Source organism: Streptomyces sp. NPDC101219 (assembly GCF_044767675.1).
In the GTDB taxonomy this organism is placed as follows: domain Bacteria; phylum Actinomycetota; class Actinomycetes; order Streptomycetales; family Streptomycetaceae; genus Streptomyces.
Genome location: NZ_JBIWOK010000002.1, coordinates 382055 through 396135, shown reverse-complemented (window position 1 = coordinate 396135; position 14081 = coordinate 382055). Strand labels below are relative to the sequence as shown.

The 14081-nt window shown below is 66.9% G+C and carries 8 protein-coding genes; all 8 read left to right on the top strand.

What is annotated here, in order from left to right; all coding sequences use genetic code 11:
* Positions 1-100 precede the first annotated feature (100 nt).
* Positions 101-3586 (top strand): DNA-directed RNA polymerase subunit beta, encoded by a 3486-nt coding sequence (rpoB, locus tag ACIRPP_RS05050; RefSeq protein ID WP_403638056.1) that lies wholly within the window; start codon positions 101-103, stop codon positions 3584-3586.
* A 111-nt stretch (positions 3587-3697) separates the two neighbouring features.
* Positions 3698-7609 (top strand): DNA-directed RNA polymerase subunit beta', encoded by a 3912-nt coding sequence (locus ACIRPP_RS05045; protein WP_403638054.1) that lies wholly within the window; start codon positions 3698-3700, stop codon positions 7607-7609.
* 249 nt (positions 7610-7858) lie between these two features.
* On the top strand, positions 7859-8419 hold the full coding sequence (locus tag ACIRPP_RS05040; RefSeq protein ID WP_403638052.1) for a DUF1707 and DUF4190 domain-containing protein: 561 nt from the start codon (positions 7859-7861) through the stop codon (positions 8417-8419).
* Positions 8420-8690: 271 nt separating this feature from the next.
* Complete coding sequence (rpsL, locus tag ACIRPP_RS05035) at positions 8691-9062, top strand: 30S ribosomal protein S12 (RefSeq protein ID WP_003948652.1); 372 nt, start codon at positions 8691-8693, stop codon at positions 9060-9062.
* Positions 9063-9064: 2 nt separating this feature from the next.
* On the top strand, positions 9065-9535 hold the full coding sequence (gene rpsG, locus ACIRPP_RS05030) for a 30S ribosomal protein S7 (protein ID WP_003998848.1): 471 nt from the start codon (positions 9065-9067) through the stop codon (positions 9533-9535).
* Positions 9536-9573: 38 nt separating this feature from the next.
* A complete protein-coding gene (fusA, locus tag ACIRPP_RS05025; protein ID WP_362090582.1) occupies positions 9574-11700 on the top strand; it encodes an elongation factor G in 2127 nt (708 codons plus the stop codon).
* A gap of 170 nt (positions 11701-11870) precedes the next feature.
* Entirely contained in the window at positions 11871-13064 is a 1194-nt protein-coding gene (gene tuf, locus ACIRPP_RS05020) for an elongation factor Tu (RefSeq protein WP_164350660.1), read from the top strand.
* 176 nt (positions 13065-13240) lie between these two features.
* A partial coding sequence (locus ACIRPP_RS05015; protein WP_403638049.1) for a hypothetical protein occupies positions 13241-14081 on the top strand: 841 nt, incomplete at its 3' end.

Sequence of the window (14081 nt, the reverse complement as noted above, 5' to 3'; positions counted from 1 at the left end):
TGACCCGGCCTTTTGGGGCCGTCTCAGGGGGCTCCGCCTCCGTGCACAGTGGGGGGCCGGTACGCGCGTAGTGAGTCCGAGCCCTCGGAAGGACCCCCTCTTGGCCGCCTCGCGCACTGCCTCGACCGCGAATACGAACAACGGCGCCAGCACCGCCCCGCTGCGCATCTCCTTTGCAAAGATCAAGGAGCCCCTCGAGGTTCCGAACCTTCTCGCGCTCCAGACCGAGAGCTTCGACTGGCTGCTCGGCAACGATGCCTGGAAGGCTCGCGTCGAGCAGGCTCTGGACAACGGTCAGGACGTCCCCACCAAGTCCGGTCTGGAGGAGATCTTCGAGGAGATCTCCCCGATCGAGGACTTCTCCGGGTCGATGTCGCTGACCTTCCGCGACCACCGCTTCGAGCCGCCGAAGAACTCCATCGACGAGTGCAAGGAGCGCGACTTCACGTACGCCGCCCCGCTCTTCGTCACGGCCGAGTTCACCAACAACGAGACCGGCGAGATCAAGTCCCAGACCGTCTTCATGGGCGACTTCCCGCTCATGACGAACAAGGGCACGTTCGTCATCAACGGCACCGAGCGTGTCGTGGTGTCGCAGCTGGTCCGTTCGCCCGGCGTGTACTTCGACTCCAGCATCGACAAGACGTCCGACAAGGACATCTTCTCCGCCAAGATCATCCCGTCCCGGGGTGCCTGGCTGGAGATGGAGATCGACAAGCGCGACATGGTCGGCGTCCGCGTCGACCGCAAGCGCAAGCAGTCCGTCACCGTCCTGCTCAAGGCGCTCGGCTGGACCACCGAGCAGATCCTCGAGGAGTTCGGCGAGTACGAGTCCATGCGCGCCACCCTGGAGAAGGACCACACCCAGGGCCAGGACGACGCGCTGCTCGACATCTACCGCAAGCTGCGTCCGGGCGAGCCCCCCACGCGTGAGGCCGCGCAGACGCTGCTCGAGAACCTCTACTTCAACCCCAAGCGCTACGACCTGGCCAAGGTCGGCCGCTACAAGGTCAACAAGAAGCTGGGCACGGACACGCAGCTCGACGCCGGTGTCCTGACCGTCGACGACATCATCGCGACGATCAAGTACCTGGTGAAGCTGCACGCCGGTGAGATCGAGACCGTCGGCGACAACGGCCAGCCGGTCGTCGTCGAGACCGACGACATCGACCACTTCGGCAACCGCCGCCTGCGCAGCGTCGGCGAGCTCATCCAGAACCAGGTCCGCACGGGCCTGGCGCGCATGGAGCGCGTCGTCCGCGAGCGCATGACCACGCAGGACGTCGAGGCGATCACGCCGCAGACCCTGATCAACATCCGGCCGGTCGTCGCCTCCATCAAGGAATTCTTCGGCACCAGCCAGCTGTCCCAGTTCATGGACCAGAACAACCCGCTGTCCGGGCTGACGCACAAGCGCCGTCTGTCCGCGCTCGGCCCGGGTGGTCTCTCCCGTGAGCGGGCCGGCTTCGAGGTCCGTGACGTGCACCCCTCGCACTACGGCCGCATGTGCCCGATCGAGACGCCCGAAGGCCCGAACATCGGTCTGATCGGCTCGCTCGCCACCTACGGCCGGGTCAACGCGTTCGGCTTCGTCGAGACCCCGTACCGCAAGGTCTTCGAGGGCCAGGTCACCGACCAGGTGGACTACCTGACCGCCGACGAGGAGGACCGCTTCGTCCTCGCCCAGGCCAACGCGCCGCTCACCGACGACCTGCGCTTCGCCGAGGCCCGCGTCCTGGTCCGCCGCAAGGGCGGCGAGGTCGACTACGTCAGCCCCGAGGACGTCGACTACATGGACGTCTCGCCGCGCCAGATGGTGTCGGTCGCGACCGCCATGATCCCGTTCCTCGAGCACGACGACGCCAACCGTGCCCTCATGGGCGCGAACATGATGCGCCAGGCCGTGCCGCTCATCAAGAGCGAGTCCCCGCTCGTCGGCACCGGCATGGAGTACCGCTCCGCCGTCGACGCCGGCGACGTGGTCAAGGCCGAGAAGGCGGGTGTGGTCCAGGAGGTCTCCGCGGACTACATCACCACCGCCAACGACGACGGCACGTACATCACGTACCGCCTGCACAAGTTCGCCCGCTCCAACCAGGGCACCTCGGTCAACCAGAAGGTCATCGTCAGCGAGGGCGACCGGATCATCGAGGGCCAGGTCCTGGCCGACGGTCCGGCCACCGAGAACGGCGAGATGGCGCTCGGCAAGAACCTGCTCGTGGCGTTCATGCCGTGGGAGGGCCACAACTACGAGGACGCGATCATCCTGTCGCAGCGCCTCGTGCAGGACGACGTCCTCTCCTCGATCCACATCGAGGAGCACGAGGTCGACGCCCGGGACACCAAGCTGGGCCCCGAGGAGATCACCCGGGACATCCCGAACGTCTCCGAGGAGGTCCTCGCCGACCTCGACGAGCGCGGCATCATCCGCATCGGTGCCGAGGTCATCGCCGGTGACATCCTCGTCGGCAAGGTCACGCCCAAGGGTGAGACCGAGCTGACCCCCGAGGAGCGCCTGCTGCGCGCGATCTTCGGCGAGAAGGCCCGTGAGGTCCGTGACACCTCGCTGAAGGTGCCGCACGGCGAGACCGGCAAGGTCATCGGCGTCCGCGTGTTCGACCGCGAGGAGGGCGACGAGCTTCCCCCCGGTGTGAACCAGCTGGTGCGCGTCTACGTCGCGCAGAAGCGCAAGATCACCGACGGTGACAAGCTCGCCGGCCGCCACGGCAACAAGGGCGTCATCTCCAAGATCCTGCCGATCGAGGACATGCCGTTCCTGGAGGACGGCACCCCGGTCGACATCATCCTCAACCCGCTCGGCGTCCCGTCCCGGATGAACCCGGGACAGGTCCTGGAGATCCACCTCGGCTGGCTCGCCAGCCGCGGCTGGGACGTCTCCGGCCTCGCCGAGGAGTGGGCGGAGCGGCTCCAGGCCATCGGCGCCGACCACGTCGCGCCCGGCACCAACGTCGCCACCCCCGTCTTCGACGGTGCCCGCGAGGACGAGCTCGCGGGTCTGCTGCAGCACACCATCCCCAACCGCGACGGCGAGCGCATGGTGCTCCCGTCCGGCAAGGCGAGGCTGTACGACGGCCGCTCCGGCGAGCCGTTCCCGGAGCCGATCTCCGTCGGCTTCATGTACATCCTCAAGCTGCACCACCTGGTCGACGACAAGCTGCACGCCCGCTCGACCGGTCCCTACTCGATGATCACCCAGCAGCCGCTGGGCGGTAAGGCTCAGTTCGGTGGCCAGCGGTTCGGCGAGATGGAGGTGTGGGCACTCGAGGCGTACGGCGCCGCCTACGCGCTCCAGGAGCTGCTGACCATCAAGTCCGACGACGTCACCGGCCGCGTGAAGGTCTACGAGGCCATCGTCAAGGGCGAGAACATCCCCGAGCCCGGCATCCCCGAGTCCTTCAAGGTGCTCATCAAGGAGATGCAGTCCCTGTGCCTGAACGTGGAGGTGCTGTCCAGCGACGGTATGTCCATCGAGATGCGTGACACCGACGAGGACGTCTTCCGCGCAGCGGAGGAGCTCGGCATCGACCTGTCGCGGCGCGAGCCGAGCAGCGTCGAAGAGGTCTGACGGGAGCCGCGGCACGGAGGTTCAGCGATGAGGATCCCTGAACCTCCGGCCGGCCCCAGGACCCCCGTTTCAGACCCCACGACTTACGACCCTGAGAGGGATTGACGCATAGTGCTCGACGTCAACTTCTTCGACGAGCTCCGGATCGGCCTGGCCACCGCTGACGACATCCGTCAGTGGAGCCACGGCGAGGTCAAGAAGCCCGAGACCATCAACTACCGCACCCTCAAGCCGGAAAAGGACGGACTCTTCTGCGAGAAGATCTTCGGTCCGACCCGGGACTGGGAGTGCTACTGCGGCAAGTACAAGCGCGTCCGCTTCAAGGGCATCATCTGTGAGCGCTGTGGCGTCGAGGTCACGCGCGCCAAGGTGCGCCGTGAGCGGATGGGCCACATCGAGCTCGCCGCGCCCGTCACGCACATCTGGTACTTCAAGGGTGTCCCGAGCCGGCTGGGCTACCTGCTCGACCTGGCTCCCAAGGACCTCGAGAAGGTCATCTACTTCGCCGCGTACATGATCACGTACGTGGACGAGGAGCGCCGCACCCGCGACCTGCCCTCGCTGGAGGCCCACGTCTCCGTCGAGCGCCAGCAGATCGAGAACCGCCGCGACGCCGACCTCGAGGCCCGCGCCAAGAAGCTCGAGACCGACCTGGCCGAGCTGGAGGCCGAGGGCGCCAAGGCCGACGTGCGCCGCAAGGTGCGCGAGGGTGCCGAGCGTGAGATGAAGCAGCTGCGCGACCGTGCGCAGCGCGAGATCGACCGCCTCGACGAGGTGTGGAACCGGTTCAAGAACCTCAAGGTCCAGGACCTCGAGGGCGACGAGCTGCTCTACCGCGAGCTGCGTGACCGCTTCGGCACGTACTTCGACGGCTCGATGGGTGCCGCGGCGCTGCAGAAGCGCCTGGAGTCCTTCGACCTCGACGAGGAGGCCGAGCGGCTCCGCGAGATCATCCGCACCGGCAAGGGCCAGAAGAAGACCCGTGCGCTCAAGCGCCTGAAGGTCGTCTCCGCGTTCCTGCAGACCTCCAACAGCCCCAAGGGCATGGTGCTGGACTGCGTGCCGGTCATCCCGCCGGACCTGCGTCCGATGGTGCAGCTGGACGGTGGCCGCTTCGCGACCTCCGACCTGAACGACCTGTACCGCCGTGTCATCAACCGCAACAACCGCCTCAAGCGGCTTCTCGACCTCGGCGCGCCCGAGATCATCGTGAACAACGAGAAGCGCATGCTCCAGGAGGCCGTGGACGCGCTCTTCGACAACGGCCGCCGTGGCCGCCCGGTGACGGGCCCCGGCAACCGTCCGCTGAAGTCGCTGTCCGACATGCTCAAGGGCAAGCAGGGCCGCTTCCGTCAGAACCTGCTCGGCAAGCGCGTGGACTACTCCGCGCGTTCCGTGATCGTCGTCGGTCCGCAGCTGAAGCTGCACCAGTGCGGTCTGCCGAAGGCGATGGCGCTGGAGCTGTTCAAGCCGTTCGTGATGAAGCGCCTGGTCGACCTGAACCACGCGCAGAACATCAAGTCGGCCAAGCGCATGGTCGAGCGCGGCCGCACGGTCGTGTACGACGTGCTGGAAGAGGTCATCGCGGAGCACCCGGTTCTGCTGAACCGTGCGCCCACGCTGCACCGCCTCGGCATCCAGGCCTTCGAGCCGCAGCTGGTCGAGGGCAAGGCCATTCAGATCCACCCGCTCGTCTGCACCGCGTTCAACGCGGACTTCGACGGTGACCAGATGGCCGTGCACCTGCCGCTGTCCGCGGAGGCGCAGGCCGAGGCCCGCATCCTGATGCTGTCCTCGAACAACATCCTCAAGCCGGCCGACGGCCGTCCGGTGACGATGCCGACCCAGGACATGGTCCTCGGTCTGTTCTTCCTCACCACCGACGGCGAGATGCGCGACCTCAAGGGCGAGGACCGTTCCTTCTCCTCGGTCGCCGAGGCGATCATGGCCTTCGACGCGGGCGAGCTGTCGCTCCAGTCGAAGATCGACGTCCGCTTCCCGGTCGGCACCATCCCGCCGCGCGGCTGGACCCCGCCGGTGGGCGAGGACGGCGAGCCCGTCGGCGGTGCCGAGTGGCAGCAGGGCGACCCGTTCCGGCTGAACACCACGCTGGGCCGGGCGCTGTTCAACGAGCTGCTGCCCGAGGACTACCCGTTCGTCGACTACGAGGTCGGCAAGAAGCAGCTCTCCGAGATCGTCAACGACCTCGCCGAGCGGTACCCGAAGGTCATCGTGGCGGCGACGCTCGACAACCTGAAGGCGGCCGGCTTCTACTGGGCCACCCGTTCCGGCGTCACCGTCGCGATCTCCGACGTCGTCGTTCCCGAGGCGAAGAAGGAGATCGTCCGCGGCTACGAGGCGCAGGACGAGAAGGTCCAGAAGCAGTACGAGCGCGGTCTGATCACCAAGGACGAGCGCACGCAGGAGCTCATCGCGATCTGGACCAAGGCGACCAACGAGGTCGCCGAGGCGATGAACGACAACTTCCCGAAGACCAACCCGATCTTCATGATGGTGAACTCGGGTGCACGAGGCAACATGATGCAGATGCGTCAGATCGCCGGTATGCGTGGTCTGGTGTCGAACGCGAAGAACGAGACGATCCCGCGTCCGATCAAGGCGTCGTTCCGTGAGGGCCTGTCCGTGCTGGAGTACTTCATCTCCACGCACGGTGCCCGCAAGGGTCTGGCGGACACCGCCCTGCGGACCGCCGACTCGGGTTACCTCACCCGTCGTCTGGTCGACGTCTCCCAGGACGTCATCATCCGCGAGGAGGACTGCGGCACCGACCGCGGTCTGAAGCTGCGGATCGCCGACCGCCTCGAGGACGGTTCGCTGCGCAAGACGGAGAACGTCGAGACCTCCGTGTACGCGCGCTGCCTCGCCGAGGACATCGTGGTCGACGGCCAGGTGCTGGCCCCGGCCGGCACGGACCTGGGCGACGTGCTCATCGAGGAGCTCGTGGGCCGCGGTGTCGCGGAGGTCAAGACCCGCTCGGTCCTGACCTGCGAGTCCGCCGTCGGCACCTGCGCCATGTGCTACGGCCGCTCGCTGGCCACCGGCAAGCTGGTCGACATCGGTGAGGCGGTCGGCATCATCGCCGCCCAGTCCATCGGTGAGCCCGGCACCCAGCTGACGATGCGTACCTTCCACACCGGTGGTGTGGCCGGTGACGACATCACCCAGGGTCTGCCGCGTGTCGTCGAGCTCTTCGAGGCCCGTACCCCGAAGGGTGTCGCCCCGATCTCGGAGGCCTCCGGGCGCATCCGGATCGAGGAGACCGAGAAGACCAAGAAGATCGTCGTCACGCCGGACGACGGCAGCGACGAGACGGCCTACCCGATCTCGAAGCGTGCCCGTCTGCTGGTCGGCGAGGGCGACCACGTCGACGTGGGCCAGAAGCTCACGGTGGGTGCCACCAACCCGCACGACGTGCTGCGCATCCTGGGCCAGCGTGCCGTCCAGGTCCACCTGGTCGGCGAGGTCCAGAAGGTCTACAACTCGCAGGGTGTGTCGATCCACGACAAGCACATCGAGATCATCATCCGGCAGATGCTGCGCCGGGTGACGATCATCGAGTCGGGCGACGCGGAGCTGCTGCCCGGCGAGCTGGTCGAGCGCTCGAAGTTCGAGACCGAGAACCGTCGTGTGGTCCAGGAGGGCGGTCACCCGGCCTCCGGCCGGCCGCAGCTGATGGGTATCACCAAGGCCTCGCTGGCGACGGAGTCCTGGCTGTCGGCCGCCTCCTTCCAGGAGACGACCCGAGTCCTGACGGACGCGGCGATCAACGCCAAGTCCGACAGCCTCATCGGCCTCAAGGAGAACGTCATCATCGGTAAGCTCATCCCGGCCGGTACGGGTCTGTCCCGCTACCGCAACATCCGGGTCGAGCCGACCGAGGAGGCCAAGGCCGCGATGTACTCGGCTGTCGGCTACGACGACATCGACTACTCGCCGTTCGGCACCGGCTCCGGCCAGGCCGTTCCGCTGGAGGACTACGACTACGGTCCGTACAACCAGTAAGCGGGCAGTTCGGTCCGAGGGGCGGTCACTCCGTACGGGGTGGCCGCCCCTCGGCGTTGTCCGGGGCGCCCCGGCGTGTGCCGGAGCGGGCGGGAGGCGTGGTGCGCCGGTGTGTTTCCGCTCACGTCCGCGGCTGCCGAGCGGTGCCGGGAACCGTCCGGAGCATGGTTTCCGTCCGTAACAGTGCCGGAAACGTCCGCTCCAGCGCATCATGGAGGGACCCGGTGTCAACGGGGGAGATGGTGCTCGGTGTCGCATTCGCCGTATCCGCAGTGGCAGCCCTGGCAGCAGGGGCCCGGAGTTCCGCAGCCATGGGCCGGCCAGGCCGGTTCCCCGTCGATGCTGGCCTCGCACGCCGACCGGGAGCGCGCCATCGACGTGCTCCGCTCCGGCTACGGCGAGGGACGGCTGGAGAAGAGCGAGTTCGACCGCCGCGTCGCGCGGGCCTACGCGGCCCGTACGGTGGGCGAGCTGGCCCTGCTGGTGGCCGACCTGCCCCAGGGGCCGGTTCCGCACGCACCGGTCCCCGTGGGGGTTCCTCCGGCCTTTCTCCCGTTGCCGCCCCGGACGCGCACCAACGGCAAGGCGGTGGCGGCGGCGGTCTGCGGCGGGCTGTGCCTGTTCACGGCCGGGCTCACCGGCATTCCGGCGATCATCCTGGGCCATTCGGCGCGCTCGGAGATCCGGCGCACCGGTGAGGAGGGCGACGGGTTCGCGATCGCCGGACTGGTGCTCGGCTGGCTGTCGACGGCCGGCTGGGTGCTGCTGTTCATGGTGTCGTTCATGGTGGCGGCCGCCTCGGGCGGCTGACGGACCGGGCGCCGGGCTTGACGGCCCGGGTGTGACCCATTTGTTTTGACCGCAGCGAATGCGATAGGTACGCTCAGACCTTGTGCCTGGGGTGTGCCCTGGCCTTCGTGCGTGCCTTTCCACCGCACTGAGGGCTGTTGAACGGCCACCGCAATCTGCGCATTCTTTCTGCCTTGCGGCGGGAGTCCGCGTGATTCGACACACCCGACCGCGTGGGTCGGTGACGTTCCAGGTTAGCTGTACCCATCGGCACACAGAAACCGGAGAAGTAGTGCCTACGATCCAGCAGCTGGTCCGCAAGGGCCGGCAGGACAAGGTCGAGAAGAACAAGACGCCCGCACTCGAGGGTTCGCCTCAGCGTCGTGGCGTCTGCACGCGTGTGTTCACGACTACCCCGAAGAAGCCGAACTCGGCCCTGCGTAAGGTCGCGCGTGTGCGTCTGACCAGCGGCATCGAGGTCACGGCCTACATTCCGGGTGAGGGACACAACCTGCAGGAGCACTCCATCGTGCTCGTGCGCGGCGGCCGTGTGAAGGACCTGCCGGGTGTTCGTTACAAGATCATCCGCGGTTCGCTCGACACCCAGGGTGTCAAGAACCGCAAGCAGGCTCGCAGCCGTTACGGCGCCAAGAAGGAGAAGTAAGAATGCCTCGTAAGGGCCCCGCCCCGAAGCGCCCGGTCATCATCGACCCGGTCTACGGTTCTCCTCTGGTGACCTCCCTGATCAACAAGGTGCTGCTGAACGGCAAGCGCTCCACCGCCGAGCGCATTGTCTACGGCGCCATGGAGGGCCTGCGCGAGAAGACCGGCAACGACCCGGTCATCACGCTGAAGCGCGCTCTCGAGAACATCAAGCCGACCCTCGAGGTCAAGTCCCGCCGTGTCGGTGGCGCCACCTACCAGGTGCCGGTCGAGGTCAAGCCCGGCCGTGCCAACACCCTGGCGCTGCGCTGGCTGGTCGGTTACTCCCGCGCCCGTCGCGAGAAGACCATGACCGAGCGTCTGCTGAACGAGCTCCTCGACGCCTCCAACGGCCTGGGTGCCGCTGTGAAGAAGCGCGAGGACACGCACAAGATGGCCGAGTCCAACAAGGCCTTCGCCCACTACCGCTGGTAGTCGAAACCCCTTCGAAACCGAGAGAAGACTGAAGCCTTATGGCTACCACTTCGCTTGACCTGGCCAAGGTCCGCAACATCGGGATCATGGCCCACATCGACGCGGGCAAGACGACCACCACCGAGCGGATCCTGTTCTACACGGGCGTCTCCTACAAGATCGGTGAGACGCACGAGGGCTCCGCGACCATGGACTGGATGGAGCAGGAGCAGGAGCGTGGCATCACGATCACCTCTGCTGCGACCACCTGTCACTGGCCGCTTGAGAACATCGACCACACCATCAACATCATCGACACCCCGGGCCACGTCGACTTCACCGTCGAGGTGGAGCGCTCGCTGCGCGTCCTCGACGGTGCCGTCACGGTGTTCGACGGCGTGGCCGGTGTCGAGCCGCAGTCCGAGACGGTGTGGCGTCAGGCGGACCGCTACGGCGTTCCGCGTATCTGCTTCGTGAACAAGCTCGACCGCACCGGTGCCGAGTTCCACCGCTGCGTCGACATGATCTCCGACCGCCTGGGTGCGCAGCCGCTGGTCATGCAGCTGCCGATCGGCGCCGAGTCCGACTTCAAGGGCGTCGTCGACCTCGTGACGATGAAGGCCTTCGTCTGGTCCGCCGAGGCGACCAAGGGCGAGATGTACGACACCGTCGACATCCCGGCCACGCACACCGAGGCCGCCGAGGAGTGGCGCGGCAAGCTGCTCGAGGCCGTCGCGGAGAACGACGAAGAGCTGATGGAGCTGTACCTGGAGGGCACCGAGCCCACCGCGGAGCAGCTCTACGCGGCCATCCGTCGGATCACCATCGCGTCCGGCAAGGGCGGCGGCACCACCGTCACCCCCGTGTTCTGCGGCACCGCGTTCAAGAACAAGGGCGTGCAGCCCCTGCTCGACGCGGTCGTGCGCTACCTGCCCTCCCCGCTCGACGTCGAGGCCATCGAGGGCCACGACGTCAAGGACGCGGAGAAGGTCATCGAGCGCAAGCCGTCGGACGAGGAGCCCCTCGCCGCCCTCGCGTTCAAGATCATGAGCGACCCGCACCTCGGCAAGCTCACCTTCGTCCGCGTGTACTCCGGCCGTCTGGAGTCCGGCACCCAGGTGCTGAACTCCGTGAAGGGCAAGAAGGAGCGCATCGGCAAGATCTACCGCATGCACGCCAACAAGCGTGAGGAGATCGAGTCGGTGGGCGCCGGCGACATCGTCGCCGTCATGGGCCTGAAGCAGACCACCACCGGTGAGACGCTGTCCGACGACAAGAACCCGGTGATCCTGGAGTCCATGGACTTCCCGGCCCCGGTCATCCAGGTCGCCATCGAGCCCAAGTCGAAGGGCGACCAGGAGAAGCTCGGCGTCGCGATCCAGCGCCTGGCCGAGGAGGACCCCTCCTTCCAGGTTCACTCGGACGAGGAGACCGGCCAGACCATCATCGGCGGTATGGGCGAGCTGCACCTCGAGGTGCTGGTCGACCGCATGCGCCGTGAGTTCAAGGTCGAGGCCAACGTCGGCAAGCCGCAGGTCGCGTACCGCGAGACGATCCGCAAGTCGGTCGAGAAGGTCGAGTTCACCCACAAGAAGCAGACGGGTGGTACCGGCCAGTTCGCTCGCGTCATCATCGCGATCGAGCCGATCGAGGGCGGCGACGCCAGCTACGAGTTCGTCAACAAGGTGACCGGTGGCCGCGTGCCGAAGGAGTACATCCCTTCGGTGGACGCCGGTGCGCAGGAGGCCATGCAGTTCGGCATCCTCGCCGGCTACGAGATGACCGGTGTCCGCGTGACGCTGCTCGACGGTGCGTACCACGAGGTCGACTCCTCCGAGCTCGCGTTCAAGATCGCCGGTTCGCAGGCCTTCAAGGAGGCCGCGCGCAAGGCCAGCCCCGTGCTCCTCGAGCCGATGATGGCCGTCGAGGTCACCACGCCCGAGGACTACATGGGCGAGGTCATCGGCGACATCAACTCCCGCCGTGGTCAGATCCAGGCCATGGAGGAGCGGGCCGGTGCCCGCGTCGTGAAGGGCCTCGTGCCCCTGTCGGAGATGTTCGGCTACGTCGGAGACCTCCGCAGCAAGACGTCGGGTCGCGCAAGCTACTCGATGCAGTTCGACTCCTACGCCGAGGTTCCGCGGAACGTCGCCGAGGAGATCATCGCGAAGGCCAAGGGCGAGTGACGGGCTCCGTTTAACGGACACCGTCCGCACGCTTTAGGCTTGACCCCGGAGCTTGCAGGTGGACGTCCCGCCGCCATCGTGGCGGGGCGTCCCGGGCCCGGGTTTCCCAGCACAGATCACCTGGCGCCGATGAAGTAAGGCGTACAGAACCACTCCACAGGAGGACCCCAGTGGCGAAGGCGAAGTTCGAGCGGACTAAGCCGCACGTCAACATCGGCACCATCGGTCACATCGACCACGGTAAGACGACCCTCACGGCCGCCATTACCAAGGTGCTGCACGACGCGTACCCCGACCTGAACGAGGCCTCGGCCTTCGACATGATCGACAAGGCGCCGGAAGAGCGCCAGCGTGGTATCACCATCTCGATCTCGCACGTCGAGTACCAGACCGAGTCGCGTCACTACGCCCACGTCGACTGCCCCGGTCACGCGGACTACATCAAGAACATGATCACCGGTGCCGCCCAGATGGACGGCGCGATCCTCGTGGTCGCCGCGACCGACGGCCCGATGCCGCAGACCAAGGAGCACGTGCTCCTGGCCCGCCAGGTCGGCGTTCCGTACATCGTGGTCGCGCTGAACAAGGCCGACATGGTGGACGACGAGGAGATCCTGGAGCTCGTCGAGCTCGAGGTGCGCGAGCTCCTCTCCGAGTACGAGTTCCCGGGCGACGAGGTTCCGGTCGTCAAGGTCTCGGCTCTGAAGGCCCTCGAGGGCGACAAGGAGTGGGGCAACTCGGTCCTCGAGCTCATGAAGGCCGTGGACGAGTCCATCCCCGAGCCCGAGCGTGACGTCGACAAGCCGTTCCTGATGCCGATCGAGGACGTCTTCACCATCACCGGTCGCGGTACGGTCGTCACCGGCCGCATCGAGCGTGGTGTCCTCAAGGTCAACGAGACCGTCGACATCATCGGCATCAAGCCGGAGAAGACCACCACCACGGTCACCGGCATCGAGATGTTCCGCAAGCTGCTCGACGAGGGCCAGGCCGGTGAGAACGTCGGTCTGCTGCTCCGCGGCATCAAGCGCGAGGACGTCGAGCGCGGCCAGGTCATCATCAAGCCGGGCTCGGTCACCCCGCACACCGAGTTCGAGGCCCAGGCCTACATCCTGTCGAAGGACGAGGGTGGCCGCCACACCCCGTTCTTCAACAACTACCGCCCGCAGTTCTACTTCCGCACGACGGACGTGACCGGCGTCGTGACCCTCCCCGAGGGCACCGAGATGGTCATGCCGGGTGACAACACCGAGATGAAGGTGGAGCTCATCCAGCCCGTCGCCATGGAGGAGGGCCTGAAGTTCGCCATCCGTGAGGGTGGCCGGACCGTGGGCGCCGGCCAGGTCACCAAGATCAACAAGTGAGCTTGCTGATCTGACCGGGTAGCTCCACCGCGAGCACCTGGGAGGGCCCGCACGACTTCGGTCGTGCGGGCCCTTCTGCGTTGTGGCGTCAGCTCCCTGCTGTGCGGACCACTCGTTCGCGGGACAGATGGCGCATCTGCGCGAAGCGGACCCGTCGGCGCCCATATTTTTGCGCCATGGTCAGCTCATCCCATGAGGCACTGCACCGGATCTTCCAGCAGGAACCGGGCCTCTTCGCACGCGCCGCCAGGAATCTCGGCGTCGCCTTCCCCCCACCCTTGTCCGCGTCCGAACTCTCCACCGACCTCACGGAGACGCGGCCGTTGGAGCGTCGGGTGGACACCTTGCTGCGCATGGAGACCGAGGACGGCAGTTTCGTGCTGGCGGTCGAGTCCCAGAGCGCGCCCAGCGCGGACAAGCCGGCCAGCTGGGCCTACTACCTCTCCCACGTGTACGCCAAGTACGGCATCCCACCGGTGCTGCTCGTCGTGTGCCCGGACCGGAAGACGGCCGCATGGGCCGCCCAGCAGTTCGACATCGGCCCCCGTCAGTGGCCCTCCCTCACCCTGCGGCCGCTGGTCCTGGGGCCCAATGACGTGCCGGTGATCGACAGCCCCGACGAAGCCGCCCGGGACATTTCGCTCACGATCCTCTCGGCCGCTCTTCACCGTTGCGAGCCGGAAGCCGATGCCATACTGAACGCGTTGGCAAAGGCGCTGAAAAGCCTGTCGGCCGACGACGAGACCACCGCCGGCACCTTCATCGAACTCACGGAACAAGGCCTCGGCACGTCCCGGGCCGCGGATCTCTGGAGGCATCTCATGGCCGTCGACCTCTCCTTCTTCCAGTCGCAGACCGCGCAGAAGCTCCGGCAGGAGGGCCGTGAGGAGGGCCGTGAAGAGGGTCGTGAAGAGGGTCGCGAGGAGGGCCGTGAAGAGGGTCGGGCCGAGGGGCTGGCGAGTGCGCTTCTTCTGCTGTTGCGTCATCGGGGCGTCGCGGTGACCGAGGAGGACCGGC